The 22,355-nt window shown below is 30.4% G+C and carries 22 protein-coding genes; 6 read left to right on the top strand and 16 right to left on the bottom strand.

What is annotated here, in order from left to right; translation table 11 throughout:
- Window positions 1-45 precede the first annotated feature (45 nt).
- The 4 genes from G9F72_RS26885 to G9F72_RS03835 form a co-directional block, all read right to left on the bottom strand.
- Entirely contained in the window at window positions 46-171 is a 126-nt protein-coding gene (locus G9F72_RS26885) for a hypothetical protein (protein WP_263486723.1), read from the bottom strand.
- A gap of 255 nt (window positions 172-426) precedes the next feature.
- The gene (locus G9F72_RS03845; RefSeq protein ID WP_411955947.1) at window positions 427-789 is read right to left on the bottom strand and encodes a BCCT family transporter; all 363 of its coding nucleotides are present in this window, start codon (window positions 787-789) and stop codon (window positions 427-429) included.
- A gap of 160 nt (window positions 790-949) precedes the next feature.
- Complete coding sequence (locus G9F72_RS03840) at window positions 950-1,588, bottom strand: response regulator transcription factor (protein WP_164958548.1); 639 nt, start codon at window positions 1,586-1,588, stop codon at window positions 950-952.
- Window positions 1,585-2,667 (bottom strand): sensor histidine kinase, encoded by a 1,083-nt coding sequence (locus G9F72_RS03835; RefSeq protein ID WP_224675945.1) that lies wholly within the window; start codon window positions 2,665-2,667, stop codon window positions 1,585-1,587. Before G9F72_RS03835 ends, G9F72_RS03840 begins: the two co-directional genes overlap by 4 nt.
- A 205-nt stretch (window positions 2,668-2,872) precedes the next feature.
- Between G9F72_RS03835 and G9F72_RS03830 the strand changes: the two genes are divergently transcribed.
- From G9F72_RS03830 to G9F72_RS03810, 5 genes are all read left to right on the top strand, one after another.
- Window positions 2,873-3,805, top strand: a complete 933-nt coding sequence (locus G9F72_RS03830) for an ATP-binding cassette domain-containing protein (protein WP_164958550.1) — start codon at window positions 2,873-2,875, stop codon at window positions 3,803-3,805.
- Between the two features lie 12 nt (window positions 3,806-3,817).
- On the top strand, window positions 3,818-4,960 hold the full coding sequence (locus tag G9F72_RS03825) for an ABC transporter permease (protein ID WP_164958551.1): 1,143 nt from the start codon (window positions 3,818-3,820) through the stop codon (window positions 4,958-4,960).
- Entirely contained in the window at window positions 4,947-6,116 is a 1,170-nt protein-coding gene (locus G9F72_RS03820; protein WP_164958552.1) for an ABC transporter permease, read from the top strand. Before G9F72_RS03825 ends, G9F72_RS03820 begins: the two co-directional genes overlap by 14 nt.
- Window positions 6,117-6,449: 333 nt before the next feature.
- The gene (locus G9F72_RS03815) at window positions 6,450-7,676 is read left to right on the top strand and encodes an ABC transporter permease (protein ID WP_164958553.1); all 1,227 of its coding nucleotides are present in this window, start codon (window positions 6,450-6,452) and stop codon (window positions 7,674-7,676) included.
- Window positions 7,664-8,875: an ABC transporter permease gene (locus G9F72_RS03810; protein WP_164958554.1), complete on the top strand. Its 1,212-nt coding sequence runs from the start codon at window positions 7,664-7,666 to the stop codon at window positions 8,873-8,875. The genes G9F72_RS03815 and G9F72_RS03810 overlap by 13 nt, the downstream gene beginning before the upstream one ends.
- A gap of 59 nt (window positions 8,876-8,934) precedes the next feature.
- On the opposite strand, the gene G9F72_RS03805 is transcribed toward G9F72_RS03810, so the two are convergent.
- From G9F72_RS03805 to G9F72_RS03775, 7 genes are all read right to left on the bottom strand, one after another.
- Window positions 8,935-10,368, bottom strand: a complete 1,434-nt coding sequence (locus G9F72_RS03805) for an MFS transporter (RefSeq protein ID WP_164958555.1) — start codon at window positions 10,366-10,368, stop codon at window positions 8,935-8,937.
- Between the two features lie 363 nt (window positions 10,369-10,731).
- Window positions 10,732-10,884: a hypothetical protein gene (locus tag G9F72_RS03800; protein ID WP_164958556.1), complete on the bottom strand. Its 153-nt coding sequence runs from the start codon at window positions 10,882-10,884 to the stop codon at window positions 10,732-10,734.
- A 528-nt stretch (window positions 10,885-11,412) separates the two neighbouring features.
- Window positions 11,413-11,847 (bottom strand): hypothetical protein, encoded by a 435-nt coding sequence (locus G9F72_RS03795; RefSeq protein ID WP_164958557.1) that lies wholly within the window; start codon window positions 11,845-11,847, stop codon window positions 11,413-11,415.
- A gap of 459 nt (window positions 11,848-12,306) precedes the next feature.
- On the bottom strand, window positions 12,307-13,713 hold the full coding sequence (locus G9F72_RS03790) for a L,D-transpeptidase family protein (RefSeq protein ID WP_164958558.1): 1,407 nt from the start codon (window positions 13,711-13,713) through the stop codon (window positions 12,307-12,309).
- A gap of 310 nt (window positions 13,714-14,023) precedes the next feature.
- On the bottom strand, window positions 14,024-14,623 hold the full coding sequence (locus G9F72_RS03785; RefSeq protein WP_164958559.1) for a nitroreductase family protein: 600 nt from the start codon (window positions 14,621-14,623) through the stop codon (window positions 14,024-14,026).
- Between the two features lie 120 nt (window positions 14,624-14,743).
- The gene (locus G9F72_RS03780) at window positions 14,744-15,448 is read right to left on the bottom strand and encodes a pirin family protein (RefSeq protein WP_164958560.1); all 705 of its coding nucleotides are present in this window, start codon (window positions 15,446-15,448) and stop codon (window positions 14,744-14,746) included.
- 100 nt (window positions 15,449-15,548) lie between these two features.
- The gene (locus G9F72_RS03775) at window positions 15,549-15,995 is read right to left on the bottom strand and encodes a MarR family winged helix-turn-helix transcriptional regulator (protein ID WP_164958561.1); all 447 of its coding nucleotides are present in this window, start codon (window positions 15,993-15,995) and stop codon (window positions 15,549-15,551) included.
- Between the two features lie 347 nt (window positions 15,996-16,342).
- Here G9F72_RS03775 and G9F72_RS03765 point away from each other — a divergent pair, with 347 nt between their 5' ends.
- Window positions 16,343-16,768, top strand: a complete 426-nt coding sequence (locus tag G9F72_RS03765; RefSeq protein ID WP_164958562.1) for a hypothetical protein — start codon at window positions 16,343-16,345, stop codon at window positions 16,766-16,768.
- A gap of 195 nt (window positions 16,769-16,963) precedes the next feature.
- On the opposite strand, the gene G9F72_RS03760 is transcribed toward G9F72_RS03765, so the two are convergent.
- From G9F72_RS03760 to G9F72_RS03740, 5 genes are all read right to left on the bottom strand, one after another.
- Window positions 16,964-18,571: an ATPase gene (locus G9F72_RS03760; protein WP_164958563.1), complete on the bottom strand. Its 1,608-nt coding sequence runs from the start codon at window positions 18,569-18,571 to the stop codon at window positions 16,964-16,966.
- Window positions 18,561-19,736 (bottom strand): ATP-binding protein, encoded by a 1,176-nt coding sequence (locus G9F72_RS03755; RefSeq protein WP_164958564.1) that lies wholly within the window; start codon window positions 19,734-19,736, stop codon window positions 18,561-18,563. The genes G9F72_RS03760 and G9F72_RS03755 overlap by 11 nt, the downstream gene beginning before the upstream one ends.
- A gap of 335 nt (window positions 19,737-20,071) precedes the next feature.
- Complete coding sequence (locus G9F72_RS03750) at window positions 20,072-20,845, bottom strand: GntR family transcriptional regulator (RefSeq protein ID WP_164958565.1); 774 nt, start codon at window positions 20,843-20,845, stop codon at window positions 20,072-20,074.
- A gap of 76 nt (window positions 20,846-20,921) precedes the next feature.
- Entirely contained in the window at window positions 20,922-21,479 is a 558-nt protein-coding gene (locus tag G9F72_RS03745) for a glucose-6-phosphate isomerase family protein (RefSeq protein WP_164958566.1), read from the bottom strand.
- An 81-nt stretch (window positions 21,480-21,560) separates the two neighbouring features.
- A complete protein-coding gene (locus G9F72_RS03740; protein WP_164958567.1) occupies window positions 21,561-22,340 on the bottom strand; it encodes a glucose-6-phosphate isomerase family protein in 780 nt (259 codons plus the stop codon).
- Window positions 22,341-22,355 lie beyond the last annotated feature (15 nt).

The following is a 22,355-nucleotide window of genomic DNA, read 5'->3' as shown; positions in this document are numbered from 1 at the left end:
TAATTTAGTAGTTTCTACAATTTATTACTTCGTAATTCATAACAATTATGGATTAATTCTAGCATTTAAAACTTTATTTGTAAATGCATATTTATGCATGATTATGCCTGTTTTTCTAAAGGCATGAACAATCTCGAAACTGTTAGTTTCTTCGTAAATGCATGTACTCATTAAATCCACCCAAAATCGAAGAAGTAATTAAAGACGGCGTTACTCATAAGGATTATCACGCATTATCAATATATCCTGAATATTTTAAAATTAAAGTGAATGGGTAGTAGCTAACTATAATGTTACATTGATTAAGAGTGAATTTCATCCCATATTTAGGGTTGAAATCCACTCTTTGTTTTTTGATAACTGTTGAATATTATATAAAAGTTTCCATAATTGTTTTATAAATTATATAAAAAGTGCCCTCTTTTATTATTCATTAGAATAAGACGTGATATCTTCGCTTTTTAAAGCTTTCCACAAAGATATACATGCAAATATCATTACAAATATAAATGGGAAAGCTGCAGCTACTGAAATAGTTTGAAGCGCCTTCAATCCTCCAGCTAGTAACAAACTAGTTGCCAGCAATGCTTGGACCACTCCCCATATTATTTTCTTTTTATTTGATGGGTTTAAATCTCCACCAGATGTAAGCATACCTAAAACAAAGGTAGCAGAGTTAGCTGATGTAATAAAGAAAGTTCCTAGCAAAAATACCGCAATTAATGATAATAATGATCCTAGCTTATATTTAGCCATAATAACGAAAAATGCGGTTTCAGGAGCAGCTATGAAGGCATGTTGTCTAGATTATTAAGTGGAAAAAATGACTATACAGTAGAAATTGCAGTTGAAAAAACTTTAACGTATATTTCAAGAACCCTTAAGGCTTATAAAATTGATTAGAAATCAACTTTATTACCTAAACAAAAATCCCAAAAACACAGGTATGTTAACCTGTACTTTTGGGATTTTTATTTTTATAATAAAAAATTGCCAGTTGAGTTCTGTCACGTAGACTGAGCTTTTCTAATATGGCACTAATATAATTTCTTATAGTACCTTCACTTAAATATAGTTTCTCAGATATCTCTTTATTATTTAAGCCGTCAGCTACCTTGACTATTATTTCAAACTCCTTTTCATTTATATCAAAGTCTGAGAATTTCAATTTACTTCTTTCTGTGATTAGTGATGGTATTTTAGTTATTATTTCATCACCGAAGACTGTTTGCCCGGCTTGCACTGCTTTTAGGCAAGGGATGATGCTTTCAAAGTTTTGTTTTAAAAGATAACCCTTTGAGCCTATATTTAAAGCTTTTATAATGTATTCGTCATCTAAAAAAGTGGTGAGAAATAGTATTTTAGCATCTTTGTGGTCCTTTAGGATTATTTCTGCTCCCTTAAGGCCTGTCATTGTGTCCATTCGAATATCTATTAATAATATATCTGGCTTTAGGGTTTCATATAGCTCTATTGCCATTTTTCCGTTATACCCCAATGCAACCACTTCTATGTCTGCATCTGATTCTAATATAACCTTTAGTGAGACACAGACTAATTTATCATCATCGACAATTAAAACCTTCATTTTATAATCTCCTTTGGTATAGATATAAATATCTTAAACCCATTTTCAATGTTTATATTAACATTGCCATTAAAAGCGGCGACTCTATCTAGTATATTTCTAATACCAATACCATTTTCAATGTTATAGTCCTCTACAACTCCATTATCCTCAATAATAAGCTGATAAAATCCAGGGTGCTCGTTAAGTGTGATAGACACATCTGTGGCACTAGAGTGCTTAATAATATTAGATATGGCTTCCTTAACTATGGATATAAATGAATATTTTATCATTTTTTCAGGATTTTTGTTAATATCATAATAAAGCTTTATAGGGCAAAAGGAAAATTCTTTTGTAAGGGCATAAATCTGGTCATGCAAATCTATAGAATCATCATGAAGATTATGTACACTTGTCCTGACACTATCCATAGCTTGTGACAGGGTATCCTTAATTGCGTCAAGGCTTTCTTTTACAATAGAATTCTTATTAATAACTATTAAAGCTCCTATTTGCAAAAGGCACCTCGATAAAATATGCCCCACATTATCGTGAATTTCTCTTGCTATCCTATTTCTTTCACTTAATGTGGCAAGGTTTATCTCGTAATCCTGGTTGGATATCAGTGTAGCATTTTGATCTTCAAGCAGTATGGAAAGTTCTGAAGTCTTGTCTCTAAAATTTATATAATCCGCTTTAAGCTTAGAATCAGAACTTGTACGAAGCTTTAAAAGTATAGTTAACGCCATAAATGCAAGGGTTATAAAAATAATCCTATTAGCTAAATATCCTTGATTGCTTATTATTGGTATAAGGGCAATGAGATAAATGAATAGGTGTTTATTCCCTATAACATCATATAAAAGCAATGGAAGAAATAATAATAATTCACTAAAAAACACACAAAGTATGATATAAACAACAAAAAATAGCATATGTAACTCTTTGCTTTCAAAATAGCTATTTAGACTACTTATTGTTAATGCTAAAATTATTGTAAAAATCCATAAACCATGGGCTGATTCCAATAGATATATACCTGTGCAACAGAGAAAAACAACTAGTTTATCTACAATTTCAAGCATTTGTTTTACCAATGGAAATAGAGTAAGTAATCCTAGATTTCCATTGAAACCCCCTTTAATATTATTTTATATTTGGCCATGTATTATATTACTATATGACATTTGTCACCATAAATAATGATTATATACACTTACAAATCATACCATAAGAACGTACTATATATCTATAGACAAAATCCATTTGAATTAATATTGAGTGAAAGGTTGGGAGAATTTTATGATAGTAAAAGTTAATAATTTAGTAAAAAGATACAAGGAGCTTTTAGCATTAGATCATTTAAATTTAGAAGTTAAAGAAGGAGAAATCTTTGGGCTCCTAGGACCTAACGGCTCGGGTAAATCTACCGCAATAAACTGTATACTTTCACTATTAAAGTATGATATGGGTGAAATAAGTATTTTTGGCAGACCTATGGGACCCGATGCTTATGATATTAAAAAGGATATTGGCGTTGTTATGCAAGATGTGGCTGTCTTTGAGGAACTGACAGTATATGAAAATATAGATTATTTTTGTGGACTCTATATAAAGGATAAGAGTAAGAAAAAAGCACTTGTAGAGGAAGCTATAGATTTTGTTGCACTAAATGATTATAAAAAATTTTATCCTAAAAAGTTAAGCGGAGGGCTTCTGCGTAGGCTCAATATAGCTTGTGGTATAGCTCATAAGCCAAGGCTTCTAATCCTTGATGAACCTACTGTGGCAGTAGACCCTCAAAGTAGAAATAATATTCTAACCGGGATTAAAAAGCTGAATGAGCAAGGGACAACAATTATATACACCACTCATTATATGGAAGAAGTTGAGCAGCTTTGTGACCGAATAGCAATACTAGACAAGGGTAAAACCGTAGCTCTTGGAACAAAAGAGGAATTAAAGGCTATGATTAAAATTGGAGAAAAAATCACCGTAGAGATATTTAATTTATCCACCAGTGATTTAGATAAGATTAGAGAATTATCCACGGTGGATAAAGCCGAGTATAGAGAAAATACTCTAGTTATTAGGTCTAAAAAAGGTAAAAATAATATAGTTAGAATTATAGAATTTTTAAGTGACCATAATATTGAGTTTGGAAAAATATACTCTGAATTACCCACTTTAAATGATGTTTTCTTAGAGATAACTGGCAAAGAGCTTAGAGATTAAGGGGGAATAATCATGTTTAATCATATATTTACTACAAGAATAAAATGTTTATTAAGAGATAAGCAACTGGTTTTTTGGTCTTTAATGTTTCCAATAGTTTTAGCCACCTTATTTAAAGTAGCTTTTGCTAATATTTCTGCCAGTGAGGTATTTAAAACTATTGATATTGCGGTGGTAAGTAGTAAGTACTACCAGGAAAATGTGGGGTTTAAAGGGGCAATAGCTCAGGTATCTAAGGATGGCACAGGTAAACTTTTTAATGTGACCGAAACTTCTGAAAAAAATGCAGAGGAGCTTCTTAAAAATAGTAAAATAGAAGGATATATATATCTAAATCCAGAGGTAAATCTAGTAGTTAAGTCAGAGGGACTCAATCAAACTGTGATTAAGACATTCTTAGATGATTACAAAGGGAGTGCAAGTACCATAGCCACCATTATAGCGTCTAGTCCAATGGCAAATCATGATAATTTAGTGAAGGATGCCACAACTTTTAAAGAATACACTAAAGAAATTTCAGCGTCGGTAGGACAACCAAACACAACTCTTAATTATTTTTATGCACTTATTGCCATGGCATGTTTATATGGAGGCTTTTCAGGACTAAAGGAAGTTACTGATATACAAGGAGATTTGTCAAAAAGAGCAGCTAGAATTAATATGGCTCCAGTTCATAAAATGAAGATGTTTATTTATAGCCTGTGCGCAGCATTTTTGATTCAATTTACAGAAATTCTCATTCTGCTTTCATATTTACATTTTGCCTTAAAGATTGATTTTGGTAATCAACTATTTTATATTCTGCTTCTCTGTTTTGTAGGTTGTGCCGCAGGAATTTCCTTTGGGACTATGATAAGTGCACTTATTAAAAAAAGTGAAGGTCTAAAAGTAGGAATATTAATAAGCACTACTATGATAGGAACTGTTTTATCAGGGATGATGTATGCGAATATAAAATACCTTGTAGAAAAGAGCATGCCAATATTATCATATATTAATCCAGCAGCACTTATTACCGATGGTTTTTACACCTTATATTATTATAATAACCACCAAAGATTCTTTATAAATATTTCTATTCTAACCTTTTTATCCATAGTATTTTGTTTAATAACCTACTTAATTATAAGGAGGCAAAAATATGCAAGTATTTAAAGTTTATTTTAAAATTATCAAAGCAAATATGGGACAAATGAGTATATATTTAGTAGTTTTCTTATCAATCTCCTTGCTTTATTCTACGATGGCAACCACAAAAACTGAAAAAAGCTTCTCTCAAACTAAGACCAATGTAGCCTTCATAAATTTGGACGGAAACACTGCACTACTTACAGGATTTAAGGAGTATTTATCAAAAAATGCAAACTTTATTGACGTAGAGAATAAACCAGAAAAATTACAAGATGCACTATTTTTTAGGGACGTGGAGTATATAGTAACCATACCTGTGGATTTTACTTCTAATTTTTTAAAGGGAAAACCCTTAGAGGTGCAAAAGACTGTAGTGCCAAACTCTACAACTCGGATGTATGTCGATATGGCAATCAATAAATACTTTAATATGGCAAGAGTATATGCTAATAATATCCCAGGAATAACAGAGGAAAATTTGGTAAAAGAAGTTTCTAAAGGGGCATCCACTGAGACAACGGTGCAATTAAAATCCTTCGGAGCTAAAGTACAAAATAATGGCTTTGCTGTAGCCTCCTTTAATTACCTTGCCTATTCACTATTTTCAATACTAATCCTTGGCGTAAGTTCAATTTCAATGGTATTTAATAATAAAAACTTAAAGAGAAGAAACTTATGCTCCCCAATGAAAAATAGCTCCTTTAATTTACAATTGATTATGGGAAATCTAGTTTTTGCTCTTGCCTCTTATGGAGTTTTGGCCGGTTTTGGATTCATCCTCAATAGAGACCATATGATGTCTTATAATGGCTTATTGTTATGTGTCAATGCTCTAGTGTTTACTATAGCAGCCTTAAGTATAAGCTACCTTGTAGGAATTTTAATAAAAAACAAAAACGCTCAATCTGCCATAGCCAATGTCCTATCACTAGGATTTTCCTTCATAAGTGGAGTATTTGTACCACAGCAATTTTTAAGTGATAAAGCCATAGCTATAGCTAGCTTTACTCCTACCTACTGGTATGTAAAAGCCAACAATATGATAGGTGCGCTGTCAAATTTCAGTTTTAATAATCTTTCACCAATATTTACTTATATGTTAATAGAACTAGGCTTTGCCATGGCTATTTTTTCAGTAGCTTTAGTTGTAAGTAAACAAAATAGAATAACTAATAGTTAGCTTCTTTCTAGCAGATCAGGAATAGGACTTTATATCTTCATTATAGCATCTATTATGCTGACTGTAGGCATTGTAAAATACAGCACAAATAATGTTGAAATCATCAAAAATTTAGAAGTTTAAAGAAAATGATAGCAGGCAATAACCAGAAGTTATTGCTTGCTATTTAATTTCATGTATTAATCTAGATATATTTCCTACTGCCTCAGCAGATTGCCTGCAATGTATAAAAGAGGATAATCAAAATTTATGAAGAATACTAATAATATTAGTAAACAATGGATAAATTCGAATTATTATTAGGAAGTTTGTTAAGCTGGCGGGTGAAAATTTATGATTATAAGACTAAAAACTTTAATATTAAAAGAATTAATGATTATTATAAGACATAAGGAGTGGTTACTCGCCTCTTTATGTCTTCCATTTATAGTGTTTTTTATACTTTCTTTCTCATTTAAAGACATGATGAAAAGAGAATCTGATATACCTCCAATAAAGGTTGCAATAGTAGATAAAGATAATAGTATTGCAAGTAAACTGCTATTAGATAACTTTAGGAATAGCAAAAACTTTTCAGATTTTATAAATGTAGAGGTATGTACAAGCACCGGGGCTATGGCTAAATTTAATAACAATTTATTAACTGGAGTAATAGAGATACCTAAAAACTTTTCTGGAAGTTTGCTGGCTATGGAAAATCTACCTTTGGAGATAACCCTGAATTCAGATGAGCCTCTTAAAAGTTCCATACTAAAAAACGTTATGGAAGGATATTCACGAATTATTGGGGCTGTAGGAATAGGAGTTAGTTCTGTTCAGTATTATATGGATAAATATGAAGAGCCTCAAGAACATAAAGCTAAGGTAAATGATTATTTATCAAGAAATTTGATTTTTACCGCTTTAGGTAGATCTAGATTTTTTGCCTATGAGCCTCATAACGATATTCCCTCTACCACATCTGTAGAATATTATATTATTGCAATAGCTGTACTTTTGTTAATGTATATGGGAATAGCTTTAGGGAATTTACTTATAAAGGAGAGAAATTCAATGGTGATTAAACGGCTTCTCATCACTCCTGTTACTACCTTTGAGATTATCTTAAGTAAGTGGATAGCATATTCCATATACTGCAGTGTGCTTTTAATGCTTTTTATAGCGCCTATATCTTTATTATATAACCTGGATATATGTCACAATTTATTTGTGTTTATAATTATTAGTGTAGGTCTTATAATAAGTTTTTACATAATGCTTGCTACTTTTTTTAACAATGAGGAGAGTTATATTTTAATGGCTAATATATATGTATTTATATCTGCAATTATAGGTGGAAGCTTTATACCATTACAACTTATGCCTGAAACAATAAGAAACATTTCTAAAATAACCCCTAACTATTGGATAATAAAAGGGGAATTGTACATAATAAATTCGTATTCTCTTAATGATATTAAATATATTATAGGGGGTATGCTCTTGCTAACTATATTTATGTTAATGACCTCCATGTTTATGTTGAAAAGAGGTACGAGGAAATTAAAATGGATTATATAAGAATACTAATATCTACAAAAATGAAACTAATAATGAGAAAGAAAATACTTATTCTACTTAGTATCCTTGCACCTCTTATTGCATTAATGTTTGTTGATAGTATTTTTACTAGGCCATCTTTTTTTAATAAAGTGCCTATAGCTGTAATTGATGAAGATAATTCTGTAACTTCTAAGAGAATAGTAGCGGAGCTTAGCAATAGCAGCTCGCTGAAATGTACAGTAATTAAAAAAACAGATATTAATAAAAATCTTAATGATAATTTTGTTCAGGGAGTATACATATTAAATTCTGGACTAGAGGAAAATATAGAAAAACAAAAATTTGATAAACTTGTAACTGTTCATTATTTGCCACATAATGTTTTTGCTCCCGGAATTACAGATGTAATTGCCAGTCAGCTATTGTATTATGTTTGCGCTGTTAAATCTGCTAGCACAGGTGAAGAGTCAATGAGTAAAAATGATGATATAAAAGTTTATGATGATATTATAATGTATAATTTAAATCATATTGATGATCCTAATTTTAACTTACCGCTAAAAATAAACTCTATTTCCCCAAATACTAAAGTGGAAAATACAGCTATTACTAAAGGAGATATTGTGTCCAAGCAGTTTTCACTCGGAATGGTTATAATTTTGTCTACCTTGTTTTTATTATCAGGATGTGCAACAATAATGAAAACTAGATCCTCAGGAGTTTATAAAAGAATTAAGGTGGCTGGAGTTCCCTATTCTTATTTACTATTAAGTGATGTAATAAGTATTATGCTAAGTGGAAGTTTTGTGGTTTTACTGCAATTTAGTTTTTTATATAAAGTAATGGATATGCAGGATGCTCAAATTTTTGGTTTAGTTATTCTAAGTTGTTTAATTTATATGTTTTGTATGTCTAATTTTTTTGTGCTTTTAACTCGTATTTTCAAAAGCCATATTTCTTTTCAAAGCATTATGCCGGTGTTTATTTTGTTTATGGGTTTGCTTTCAGGTTGTTTGTGGAGTATGGAGCTGATGCCACAAAAAATAATCCCGGTAGCACACCTAATGCCCACATACTGGATACATAACGCTATAACTAATTTGATATTATATAATGGAAATATTGGTGATATCACATTAAATTTAATTTTTTTAATTGGCTATGGAATAGTATTTATGATTATAAATTTTATAACAGAAAAAAATATAGTGTATTAATAAAGGACTCTCAGCAACATTACCACCTACACCTGGCTTTGTGTAGGTGGTAAAATGTTTTAAGAATTCAACTTTTCAGCAATCTTCTTTTGAATATTCTCAACGCTGGATCTATTAAGATTATAGCCTGAGATGCTTACAAGTGCTGCTATAAAGCTTAAACCTGAGCCTATGCTTAGCATTAAGCCAAGAATAATTACGGTGCTTTCAGTTTGATGGGGCAAATTGGCATCGAATTTAACTAAATCTAATACAAAACCTATAAGTAGCAAGGTTATAGATTGAGAGAGTTTATAAAACAATGTTAGACAACCGTAATAGCTCCCTTCAGACCTTTTTCCAGTATTAAGTTCATCTAAATCAATGACATCTGCAATCATTGAAAAAGGTAGCGTAAACAATCCTCCTGTACCAAAGCCTGCAAGTACTGCAAATGGAATGAAGTAAAATCCATTACCCATTATATGTTGCTTCATAACCACTAGTATAAGAAAAAGTAAGCTACTTATAATGCAAAGTATAATACCTAAAATCATTGAAGGCTTCTTATCTAATTTTTTAGCTGCTAGGGCCCATATAGGCTGAGATAATATGGAAACAAAAAGCTGTATTCCAACGATAAGGGCAATCTGCTGGCTACTTAGTGAAAATGTGTAGGTAAACACATGTAATCCTGTATTTGCAACCAGTGCTGAAGCTATATTTGTAAACATAAATGCAAAAGCCACATGTCTAAAGCTTTTGTTAAGAAAAATTTCCTTAAAGGCTGACAGCAGAGTTTTTAGTTTTGCATTGCCTGTTCCCTTTACAGCATGCCCACTTAGGATAGGAATATATTTCTTCGTAGAGTAAAAACAAATAAGGGCAAAAATAATAATTAGAATTGAGGAAAAAATCCCCATAGAACTATAGGAACCAGGATTTAGTTGCCCAGAAGGAAACTCTGGAGTAGAACGAAAAAAAACAAACATTCCAAAAACTGATACAAAGGCAAGTCCAAGAAGAAAGAAAATAGTTTTAATCCCTTGAATGCTAGTTCGTTCATTGTAATCATTAGATAATTCAGCACCAAGAGCAGTATAAGGAGTTACATAGATTGTGCTGAAGGTTTTGATTACTAGTATTAGAAAGAATATAATAGCAAACTTTAAATAATCCGATAATCCTGAGTTTATATTCCATAAAAGGTAATTAGATATACCTAGGCCTATACCCCCTATAAGTATATATTGATGTCGCCTTCCGAAAAGTTTAGATTTAGTCATGTCTGAAAAGTATCCCATTAAAGGATCAGTGATGGCATCCCAAATTATGCTTAGGCTTACAGCTAAACCAACAAGGCTACCAGGGATATTAAGAATAGCTGTACAATAAAACACTAAATAGGTTCCTATAACTTGGCCAGAAATACCTGCACTGAAGTTTCCGGACCCATAGCCTATTTTATCTAAAAGAGGGATTTTTCTATGGCTGCTGCTTTGAAGCTTATTCAAGATAACACTCCTTCTCTTGTATTATTATTTTAAACATCTTAAGTAACATATTTAGTCAAAATTTTTCTGTACTTCCTTCACCCAAAACTCATTATTAATATCCATATTCAAGCACCTCATTTAGTGTAAAAATTATATCCTTTTGTTAATTTTAATCATTATTTTGAATTTTTACAACATTTAATTTTTTCATTCAGGCAAGTTCCTAGCACTTATCAAATACCTCTGGGGTGTTTGCGAAGGATGAAGATTAAAATTGTAATTTTATAATGACAGCAGCCTTTTGTAGAATAAAAAAATTAACAAGGGAATCTGTTCGAATTCCCTTGTTAATTACGATAATTTTTATTTTATACATATAGATTATTTACCAAATAAGCCTTGACCACCTGACATTGGACTTTGTGGTCCGTAAATTGGTGCTCTCTTAGTGTTTTTTTGCTTTGAAGATTTTGCTTTTTTTTCTTCAATAACTTTTTTCATTAATTCCATGTTCTTGTTTACTTCATTTTTCATATTTTTCACCATCTTTTTTTTATTTTTTATACCTTCTACATTTAAAACTAACTGCTACCTTCTAAATTAATATTAGCAAGGAATATTTGCAAGGTATCATTTGTTATTTTATTAATCTATTATACCCCAAAAACAGTACTTTAAGTGACACATATTAACTAATATTTTTTTTATTCAAAATACACAAATATTTATTATATTTTCAAAATTCAGATTTATAAGGAATAGCAAATGAAATATGACTTATCGCAAGGAATAAGTCATAGATGTTAGTCCTCTTTTTAATTTACAATTAATTATTAATTTTGTCACTATAATGACACATAGAATTGTTATTATAAATGCATAGAAAGTAATTAATTTTTTTTAATTAGAGTCCCCCCTTTAATTAGATATAAATTTAATATTACCCCTTAAAAGAACTGGTGAATATAATCAGTTCTTTTTTATTGTATAAAATATGGGAGACAATTTTCCGTATCCTTACTAATGAAACTTATCCGTAAAAAAGCATCCAAATGGATGCTCTTAATTGATTATTTCTTCATTTATAGCTTTTACTTCTTCATTTAATTCAAATAAATCTTGAAAAATTCCATCAATAGTATTTTCATCAATAAATGCTCTCAATTTTGGGATACGTTCTTCCGTATTAATGTACTGGATAAAGTAACCCCCAACTTTTTCGGCAATACTTATTTTAATAGATATATTTTGCATAAGTCTGTCTTTATTAAATAAGGTAAAAGTAACATTTTTATTAGAAGATTTTATTTCAATTTTTTTATAAAACTTTATATCAATATATTCATTTAAATCTGTTGTTGCTCGAATATCTACTATATTATATTTGTCTAGATTACTATTAAATTCGTCAACAAAGTTTTGCATAGCTCTATTAATAACATTTTTATCAATATTCAAATCTCTTAATTGTAAGACTAATTCTTCTATCCAATTCATCTCATTCACCGCTCCTTAAGTTTATCGACTGTTTCAAACTCTTTGTATTGAGATATACTTCTACCAATGGATTTCAAATTCATCATTAGGTATGCCGTTAATAAAGGTCAAATGCATATATTTTCATCTTCCTTTCTTAAATAAGCCGCAACGAGTATATCTTTCCCCGTGTTTTCTAACAGCTCAATACGCTTGTTTCCACGTATATTATATACTGTATACTATATGATATATGTTATATATTGTCAATTAATCCAATAGATTTATTTTATAACATACATCATTGTGAAGATAAGAAATAAAATAGCTCTTACAAATGCTATAAAGCTGGGCCTTGCGCGTATGAACTAGGATATGCTGTTCTTCATACCAGCATATCTATAAGCTTTTTTATTGAAAACTCATTGCAAGTGAAAAACAAATATGAAATTAAAGCATATGTTTGTCAAGACATACTTATTAATAACAAACAACTGGAATGCCTACCTCAATATTATCGAATATTGCTTTTGCTAAATAGTATGGTGAATTTATACAACCATGGGAACCATCTGTCTTATATATCTTTCCTCCAAACTCACTTCGCCAGCTTGCATCATGAATTCCTATGCCTCCATTAAAGGGCATCCAAAAGGTAACAGGAGCAGCATAACCTGATCCTCTAAGGACAGCATCTCTTTGTTTGTATTTTAATGTATAAATACCTCCTGGTGTTATATGATTAGAGCTTACATTGCCTGTAACAATATCTCCTTTTGATATTAGCGAGCCATTTTTATAAAACCATAAGTACTGTTTTGTAAGATCTATTTCTACATAGGTATTCCCAATATCATTGTTGCCATGAGCTAAGGCAGTTTGAATATATGCCGGTTCTTTTGCTATAGTTTGCCCTTCTTTTATAATCGAAATTAAATCTTTCGTTTCTTTAGCTCTATTAATGGACCAGCCATAATCACCACCAACTACATTTATTGTCTTTCCTGATGATGAAACAAAATTTCTACTCTTACCAATTGTATTATAATTGGTAGAAAGTACGTCTATATAATTTTTGACTTCACTCTCATGAAATGTTACTTTAAAATTCTCATCAACTGTAAGCCACTTATTTATTGTAGTACCATCTAAAAGTTCTTTGTTTGTTCCAAAAGTATAGGTAATCTTTGAAAATACATATTTGTTAAGTGTGTTTTTGGCGTCAACAATTTTTTGAGAAGTTGAAGTATATTGTGGTTTAACATAGCAATTAATTGACTCCATATCTATTGTAGTTTCCTCATTAATTATTGCATCTGATACATGCTTGTATAAAATTTCTTTATTAACCTTGTTTCCATTAACTTCATCTACAATCACATATCCATCATCTATATACTTAAAGCTAGGATTCTTAGGCTCAATTATATTAACGCTATCAAAACAAGAGAGCGTGTCTAATCGTTCTTTTAATAATTGCTTATCATATTTAACTCCTTCTATCATTTTAGAAGCATCCGAATTAAAAAATACTGAAATCCATTTATAAGGATTCTGTCTATCCTTTAATTCCTTAAATTGCCCATCTGAATTATATTTTAAACCAACTTCATCGGCTCTAATTTGTTCGTTTTTACCGCCCCGTTCTTTTAGATTTAACACATAATTCTGAAGCTCTGACGCCATTTGCTTATTTACTATTTCCACATTTTTGCCTGAAACATTAATGCAATTTATTGCAGAGCCAAAATAAAAATGATTATTGAAATATATTGCCATACCAAAATATATAACAAGTAAAGTAAAAAGAGAAATTATAATACCTATAACAATTTTCTTGTGCACTTTTATTAGCCCTATTATTGGCTTTTCTACTTCATTTTCCATGCTACCCCACTCCTTTAAATTACACCAAAATAAATAATTAGTACGTGTCATTTTTAAATCTACATTTCATTTTATGTGCTAACCGACCTACTTAAAACTAATATTACAAATTTTGTTTTATATATTTGGCCAATATAAAAGGATATCTATGTCTAACATTAATGACTACCATAATATACTGATATTGGTAAGTGAGGTTTAACAAATGAACCTTGAAACTTAAATATAAAGGGAATGCAAGTAGATTTGTTTAAACAAATCTACCTACATTCCCTTCATTTACATTTTTATTGGTTAATTAAAATACAAATTATTTAAATACCACAATGCGATCTTCTAATGGTTGGAACTGTTTTTCATCAGGCTGTGCTGTTGGTTTTCCAAATGGCATTTGTGCAATGAGTTTCCAGTTACTTGGAATATTCCATTCTTTTTTTACATCGTCCTCAATGAGTACGTTATAGTGTTGTAATGATGCACCAAAACCCTCCATTTCTAAGGCAGTCCATATAACGAATTGATGCATTCCACTTGATTGCTGAGACCAAACTGGGAAATTGTCTGCGTAAAGAGCAAATTGACTTTGAAGAGATTCAATTACACTAGCATCTTCAAAGAATAAAACTGTTCCATATCCATTACGGAATGAATTTATTTTATCCTCAGTAGCTCCGAACTGGTCAGCAGGAACTATCTTCCTTAAAGTTTCTTTTGTAATATCCCATAATTTATCGTGATGTTTTTCTAAGAGTAAAACTACTCTTGCACTTTGAGCATTAAATGGTGATGGTGTATTCTTTACGGCTTGCTGAATAACTTCTTTTATTACCTCGTCTGTTGTTACCTTTTCTTTGCTAATTGCATAAAATGAACGTCTGTCTGCTACAGCAGTGTAAAAATCTTTTTTCATATTATTATTCCTCCAATTTTTATTAACTATTATTTTTTCATTATTTACAAATACAAGCTAATCTATCCCTATTTATATCTAACTAAATCATAAGATGATTCACTTATGAGTAATTTAATATTAATCTTCTGACTTTCTCATCTCTACAACAATAAAGTGTGAAAGTACCTCTGCCTTTATTTTTATATCTTCTTCAACGATTTCTAATGAATCTCTTTCATTTAGAGTAATTCCATTAATATTTGATCTTCCTTCTATTTGAACTAAATACGCTTGCCTATCTGCTTTAACTGAATAATCTATTTCATTATTTTCATCTAATTGCAATGCAAATATATTTACATCCTGATTAACTTTTATACTTGCATTGCCTTGATTACTTGATACCATATTGAGCCATTTATTTTTTCTTTCATTCCATTCAAATCTATATTCACCGTAATTTGGTTTATGTCCATTTTTATCAGGAAGTATCCATATTTGAAGGAATCTTGCTGTATTTTCTCCTAAATTATGCTCACTGTGATAAACACCTGTACCAGCGCTCATGTATTGAATATCACCACGTTTTAATGTACCTTTATTTCCCATACTATCACCATGGGTTAATTCTCCTTCAATAACATAGGATATAATCTCCATATCTCGATGAGGGTGGGTATCAAATCCTGTATGAGGATTAACTAAATCATCATTTATTACCCTTAATACTCCAAATCCCATGTTATTTGGGTTATAATACTGCGCAAATGAAAAATGAAATTTGCTTTTTAGCCATCCAAGATCACTCCATCCCATTTTTTCACTCTCTATTTTTCTTAACATTGTAAAATCTCCTTTCATTAAATAATTTTCTTAATTATTATATAACTAATTAGTTTATTACTAATTAGTAGTAAATAGTTAAAATATATGGTGTAAATATTTATACACCTGATAATTTTTTGAGTAAACTTATTAAATTTTTCTTTTCATCTGATGTTAAGTAACTAAAGATTTCATTTATATTTTCTAAATGTTTTGGGAATATATCACTCATGAGGCTTTTCCCTTCTTCAGTAATACTTATCAAATTAACTCGTCTATCCTTTGGATCAGTACATCTCATAACGAGATTTACCTTAACTAAATTATCTATAACAACAGTCATGTTTCCACCAGTGGAAAGAATTTTATCTATTATTTCGCAGACCTTTAAATCTCCTTTATGATATAAAATCTCAAGTACTGCAAACTGAGAAACTGTTAACCCTCCCTCTTTAATAGTTTTATATTCTCTTTTATGAACATTTTGAGTACATCTACTTAATGCTATTAATGCCTTTAAATTTAAATCTACTAATTCTCCATAAGTATTCTTTTCTTTATCCATACCTATAATATATTACTAATTAGTAATATCGTCAAGCTTTTTTTATAAATAACTTTTATAGCCATAAATCTAATAAATATTTTGTTACACTAACAATACGCTGCTGAAGAATATCCCACGCCTGTTTTCTAAAACTAATAGACCCTCCCTGAGATGCATTTTCGAAGGGTAACTAAGGAATTCGAACTCCTGGAGTTGCTTTTGATAGACAGGGTGGTAGCGTAAAATAATCCTCACCTTGAAAAGGTTGAGGCCTTGTTCTTAGCAGGTAATCTAGTGAAATTTTAATAACAAAAACTTATAAATCATCATATACTGTATCGTAAATACTTTAAGGAGTTAATTTAATGTATATCGATGAGGATACTATTAGATCTTTTTATCAAAACTATATGTATGAACTAGAAACTCAAGATCTTCCCTTAACATCTCCATATAGGCAAATGCTTCCTTTTCCATTCTTCCCTCAAGGGTCTCAAGGGTCTCAAGGGTCTCAAGGGCATCAAGGAGCACCATCTTCTGGTCCTCCAAACTTTACACCATCACAGTCTCAAGCACAACAACTTAGTGCCACTCCTCTAGCTGTAGATCCAGGTGCAATTAGACCTTGTACCTTTAGATTCGTATATATTTGGCCACGTAGAGGCAGTGGATTCTGGGCTTGGCTTACATTTGTGGGCCCTAGATCTGTAGCAGGCTTTCGTTGGGATAGAAATGGTTGGAGATACTTTGGAATGGACCTGAGAAATATTAGTAGTTTCCAATGCTTTTAAAATAGTATAACCAACATATGCTTTTGCGCGGAATATTAAATTATTGATCGGTACTATATTTTAAAGGAGAAAGAGACGGTAATCCCTGGGCTTACCGTCTCTTAATTATTTTTTCATTATAGATTTCATATGTGATACAAGTGGGTCTGCAACTGTTCATACAACTATATGATAGTTATTTGGATTAAGTCTCATTTACCTATATCTTTCTTCCCGCTTCTTAACTTCTTCAATAATTTCTTCAACAGTTTCCTCTAATTCTTCACCCACCTTCCTATACTCAATTTCAAATTGTTCATTCTGATTTTTCATAAAGTACATTATCGCATAATAAGTAGGCTTATATTTATCCTTTAGCATAAATTCATTTTCATTAAAAAGTTTAAATAATGAATTATATTGTTTTCTAGCCATTAAGAATATGAAATATTCATTAATATACTTATTATATTTATCAATATTATTAGCTAATTGCAAAAATAACTGAGCTTTTTCTAAGGATTCTTCTATTTGATCATTCCAAAGTAAGTTTTGGGCTAAAGTATAGATAATATCAAAATCATCACTAGATATATTTATTCTTGCAAGATTTTCAGCCATAGGATAGGAATATGCTTTTTCCTCTAGTTCTTCTCTGCTGCACCAAGTTTCAATAAAATCTACAAGCCATTGCACCTTATATTTTTCTTTTTTTCCTCCAAACCTCATTAGATACCATATATTAAAAAATCTTTCTTTGATTTGGTACATATAATTTTTCTTGTTTACAGGTATTTTGTTTATTACTCCACTTTTTTCTAATTGATTTAGCTGTGCTGATACTTCTTTGCTTTGCATTCTTATTTTGTCCCCTATTTCTTTTGTGGTTACGGGATCCCAACTTAAAGCTATAACATCAACAATTTCCTGCTGCACTGGAGATAACCTATCCATTGTATGTTTATAAATAGGTGTTACCCTATCTATTAATATTTCTAGTTCTTTAAACACAGGTGCACTATTATCTATAAAAATATCAAAAATTAATATCATGATTCTTGGCACACCACCGGTTAATCGCCTTAAAGCTTCTATTTTCCCACGATTATTTTTAAGTATCACATCTATATCTTTTTCATTGAAAATCTCACCTAATTTTTTAAGATATTCCACAGTTTCTTCTGCATTTAATCCTTTTAATTTAATCTGCTTAAAGAAGTCATAAAAGGGCTTATTGTAATCATAAGTAAACCCTAAGATCTCTGAAGATGCTCCTATAATTCGAATTTCAGCAGAAGTTAAGAGAATTTCTCTAAGTTTTTGCTGCTCATAGATTTTAAACTTCTTTAGAATACCTTCAATGTTATCTATTAGAAGTATTAATTTTCTATTTTTTTCTTGAAGTTTTCCCTCAAGAATTTTAAAGCAAATATCTTCATAGTCATCTTGCTTTGAGTATTTATCCATTTCATCATAAAGCCCTATAAATTCATCACTTTCCATTTCAAGATGCTGCGCCGTTACCTCCCAAAGTTTAAATAGTCTACGTATATTGTATTGCTCCTCTGGTAGAATAACTGGAATAAGCCTTGCTTTTAATTCACTATATCTTTTTATTTCAAAGTATAATCTTTTTAGCAGGGTAGTTTTACCATAGCCTCTTTGAGCTTCTATAATATAATGCTGCTCTGGGTACTTCATGTCAGAATCCACTATGTCTTTGTAAATTTTTTGAAATTCTTTTTTTCTAATTACAAATCTATCTACTAATTCTTCCCGGGTTAAATTATTGGGATTATAAAGGCTTAAACTACTAGTTTGCAATTTTTTTACACCACCACATTCTTAATATAGGAGAGGTAAATGTATATAATTTCCCTTCCTCATCATTATTTATATATCCATCATCTATAAGAGTATTTAAGAGTTCTTTATATGTTTGTTCAAGATCATATGCTACAGCTAAATCATATATTTCATTATAAGTTATCACTTTAGCTTCGGTTATGGATATTATGTTTAATACTTCTATAATGAACTTATAGTCATTATTTTTGTACACCTTAAGCCTCTCATGCCAACTGCTAAATTTATTATTTTCTTCTATCATACGTTTAATTGCTATATCAACTGAGTTATTATATATAGCATTTAAATTCTCTTCATCACAAATATCCAGAATTTTATCCATAGCAAGTTGAATATAAAAAGGAATTAACCACTTAATTTCATAAAGCATATGATCTATAGTATCCTCATCCATTGTAAAATAAAGCCCTTTAAGTAGTTCATTTACAAGATTTTTGCCTTCTTCTTCACTTAGCGGAGTTACTTTTAATATATCCAGATCATTTATAAACTTTGAAGCGTCCATTCTTCTAGCAATGCCCTCTAGGCTTATGGAACCCGTATATATGAATTGAAATTTACTATTTATATCACTATTTTGTCTTAATGCTCTATTACTTTGAAGCAGCTGAACTGCAGCTGCGGCGCCTTCCTTTTGTTGAATATTTTCTATTGTTTGAGCAAATTCATCTATCATTATAATTAATTTGTGACCGTCTAAATCAATAGACCTCATAATTTCTATAAACTTTTCATAATAATCGAATTCAGTAATTTTGCTAAACTTAACGGAATCTATACCAACTTCCTCTACACTTTTAAAAATGTTTTTAGCTAAATCTTTAATTGAATTTATTACTTTATCTCTTTTCCTTATTGAATCACAATTTAAAATTGCCTTTACAATTTCCTTATAATACTTATTTTCATTATGTACTGACTCAGTGATTACATAGACTACATAGTATTTATCCTTTGGATTATCTTCTAAATATCTCATTAAAGATGTTTTTCCAACTCTCCTTGGAGCTGAGATTATAATGCTACTGTCTGAATCAATTTTTCTCCATAATTTATTTATTAAAACAGGCCTTTTGAAAAAGTTTTTTCCTCTTGCTGCTTGCCCTGTGATGATTTTCATACTTAGCACCTCCTACATTCCTTATATTTACATATTACGTAACAAAAAATATTTTGTCAAGTGTTTTAACAAAATATTTTTTGTCAGTTTATATTCTATACAAGAAAAAATAACACATATGTGTATACTACTTGAATCGTCGACAGCACTCTTAAAAAAGGCTTGTGAAGTTGGAACCGAAGGAAATGATTATTTTATGGAAGTAAAATAAGGTGCCACTCACGTGGCAAGTGGCATCTTTTTTAAACCCGTCGAATTCGATGGGTTTAAAATTTTGATTGTAATTCTTCAATAAATTATTTCATTATTTCCATGTTTGCCTCTTAGATATTCTTTTACTTCGATATCTTTATAATAAATTTATTTCTTTCTCCTGGATAAGTGCTCTCAGAATATTCTATAGGAGTTCCATTTAATAAAAAGCCAATAGAAGTTATAAAATGTACTGCCGCGCCAGTTTCGATATCCAAAAGCTTTGCAATATCATCTTGTTCTACCCTTTTAGCTTCCAACTCCCTAATAACATTTTTTACTGAGAGATTGTATTTATCTAATACTTCATAAAATGAAAAAACTTCAAAATCATAGCTTATTAACTCAGGTAATAACTTATATGGCATATACACTGTTGTTACTAACACTGGTTTATATCTATTGTCGTTTTGCTGGGTTGCATATCGTAATCTTTTTAATTTAATTACTTTATCACTGTTTTTAATTTGAAGTTTTTTACATATATTTTCATCTGCATCAATAACCTCTAGCTCTAAAACCTTAGTTTTAGGTATAAATCCTTTTTTAGACATTTCCACATTATAGCTTTCGATAATACTGGTATATTCCTGAGTAATTATAGGCTTTGTAACAAAAGTACCTTTACCTTTAATTCGATTTAAATATCCCTCATTTACCAAATTAGCTAGAGCTTGCCTAACTGTAGGTCTACTGATTTCAAGAATATTACTGATTTTAATTTCAGTTGGTAGCATATCACCTTCCTTTATTTTATTATTCTTTATATTATTTATAATATGATTTTGCAATTGAAAATACAAAGGAATTGAACTATTCTTATTTAATTCAAATTTTTCTATTATAATAATGTTCATCTCCCCGTCCATTCTTTATTCACTAATATAAAAATATCACAAGTAATCTTAACTATTCAAGTAAAAAATATTATTATTATCTATCTTTAAAAACTATTTCTCCACTTTCCTTATAAATCCTCTCTGGGAATTCTTTTTTTTCAACATCCTCATAATTATGACCTGCAGATGAAGGCCAACATGCCCCTACTTTTAATTGACTATCACCAATATTTACTAATCTGTGCGCTAAATTCCCATCAATATAATGAAGAGAGCCTGGAAGTATTTTTTCTGCCCACATTTCACCAGCTATATTCATGTATAATAAAAGTCCTTCGCCTGAAATTCCAAAATAATATTCTACACAATTTCTATCCTCATGATAATGCCCTTTTGTCATATTACATTCTCCATTAATCCTTACAGGGCTCATAACAGTTAATCCCCAATTTAAATTACCAGGTACCTCTTTTCCCTCAGAGTACGAATAGACTTCATACATTACAGTGTTATCATCTATTCCCTCTAGTTTATAATTTGCCTTGTATATTTTAAATATATCTTTTAGGTATTTTTTTGTATGTTTTACACCTTCTCCTTCAATTATACCATTTTGCATTTTATGCCATAATATAGGTTCTAAAATTTTCATTTAACCCACTCCTATCTTTTAGAAGGCTTAATTTGTTTAATTTACATATTTTAAAACTAAATACTGTAATCACAATAAATATTATGGTATGAAGTTATCCCAACTCACTCCAGATTCATAGGGTTTTGATATAAATAGAAATGCATTTGGATTTTTTTGAAATTGGGTATAAATTGAAACGTTTTTTTTCAAATCAAATTCCGTATAGTTTCGAGGAGCCTTTTCGATAAGTTCGCCTAACATATAGTTGGAATTGTGAACCCAATTAATTTTGTTAGCTTCGTCTAATATTGGAAACCACGCCACCCCTTCGTGTTTTCTAACATCCTCATAATCAAAACCAAAGTCTCTAACACACCATGCTCCAAACGTCATATTTTCAAGTGGATTAGCATTAATTGTACAATGAGCCCAATTGGGCGGTACTAGCACAACCTCGCCAGCTTCTGCATATACAGCATAGCACCTTTTAGGGTTGTCTTTAGCAGTTTCCTGCATATATATTATAGCTTTACCATCCCATATTTCATATAACTCTGGCGTAGAAGTTCCACAGGAAGGAGATACCCAATGGATGTGTCCTTGAGACCTTACTGGTTCTTTGCCCAGTTTACCTTTTGAATAAGTAACAGCACCATATAACAAACTTCTCTTTATCATTTCATCTCTATCTTTAACATTCCCTACATCCATAGCAATAGAATAAACTATTTCTGGTCCGCTACAATTGCTATCTATCAAACTTTTTCTTATATCATTAATTGACCTATTTTCAATTTTTGGTCCAAATGTTCCATCACCATATATAAAACCCAATGGATTAGATTTATATTCTATATTAAATCCTGGATTAAATTTCATTTTTAGCCTCCACTT

The sequence above is a fragment of the Clostridium estertheticum genome (assembly GCF_011065935.2).
Classification (GTDB): Bacteria; Bacillota; Clostridia; order Clostridiales; family Clostridiaceae; genus Clostridium_AD; species Clostridium_AD estertheticum_A.
The sequence above is the reverse complement of the archived record's forward strand: the minus strand, read 5'-3'. Positions and strand labels throughout refer to the sequence as shown.

What these genes read in the sequence shown, in the direction of transcription:
- G9F72_RS03745 (WP_164958566.1), bottom strand. Translation starts at nt 21,479, where the DNA reads ATGAAAATTTTAGAACCTATATTATGGCATAAAATGCAAAATGGTATA.
- G9F72_RS03785 (WP_164958559.1), bottom strand. Translation starts at nt 14,623, where the DNA reads ATGAAAAAAGATTTTTACACTGCTGTAGCAGACAGACGTTCATTTTAT.
- G9F72_RS03820 (WP_164958552.1), top strand. Translation starts at nt 4,947, where the DNA reads ATGCAAGTATTTAAAGTTTATTTTAAAATTATCAAAGCAAATATGGGA.
- G9F72_RS03815 (WP_164958553.1), top strand. Translation starts at nt 6,450, where the DNA reads ATGATTATAAGACTAAAAACTTTAATATTAAAAGAATTAATGATTATT.
- G9F72_RS03755 (WP_164958564.1), bottom strand. Translation starts at nt 19,736, where the DNA reads ATGAAAATCATCACAGGGCAAGCAGCAAGAGGAAAAAACTTTTTCAAA.
- G9F72_RS03780 (WP_164958560.1), bottom strand. Translation starts at nt 15,448, where the DNA reads ATGTTAAGAAAAATAGAGAGTGAAAAAATGGGATGGAGTGATCTTGGA.
- G9F72_RS03840 (WP_164958548.1), bottom strand. Translation starts at nt 1,588, where the DNA reads ATGAAGGTTTTAATTGTCGATGATGATAAATTAGTCTGTGTCTCACTA.
- G9F72_RS03795 (WP_164958557.1), bottom strand. Translation starts at nt 11,847, where the DNA reads ATGAATTGGATAGAAGAATTAGTCTTACAATTAAGAGATTTGAATATT.
- G9F72_RS03825 (WP_164958551.1), top strand. Translation starts at nt 3,818, where the DNA reads ATGTTTAATCATATATTTACTACAAGAATAAAATGTTTATTAAGAGAT.
- G9F72_RS03765 (WP_164958562.1), top strand. Translation starts at nt 16,343, where the DNA reads ATGTATATCGATGAGGATACTATTAGATCTTTTTATCAAAACTATATG.
- G9F72_RS03800 (WP_164958556.1), bottom strand. Translation starts at nt 10,884, where the DNA reads ATGAAAAATGAAGTAAACAAGAACATGGAATTAATGAAAAAAGTTATT.
- G9F72_RS03790 (WP_164958558.1), bottom strand. Translation starts at nt 13,713, where the DNA reads ATGGAAAATGAAGTAGAAAAGCCAATAATAGGGCTAATAAAAGTGCAC.
- G9F72_RS03775 (WP_164958561.1), bottom strand. Translation starts at nt 15,995, where the DNA reads ATGGATAAAGAAAAGAATACTTATGGAGAATTAGTAGATTTAAATTTA.
- G9F72_RS03740 (WP_164958567.1), bottom strand. Translation starts at nt 22,340, where the DNA reads ATGAAATTTAATCCAGGATTTAATATAGAATATAAATCTAATCCATTG.
- G9F72_RS26885 (WP_263486723.1), bottom strand. Translation starts at nt 171, where the DNA reads ATGAGTACATGCATTTACGAAGAAACTAACAGTTTCGAGATTGTTCAT.
- G9F72_RS03830 (WP_164958550.1), top strand. Translation starts at nt 2,873, where the DNA reads ATGATAGTAAAAGTTAATAATTTAGTAAAAAGATACAAGGAGCTTTTA.
- G9F72_RS03750 (WP_164958565.1), bottom strand. Translation starts at nt 20,845, where the DNA reads ATGAACATTATTATAATAGAAAAATTTGAATTAAATAAGAATAGTTCA.
- G9F72_RS03810 (WP_164958554.1), top strand. Translation starts at nt 7,664, where the DNA reads ATGGATTATATAAGAATACTAATATCTACAAAAATGAAACTAATAATG.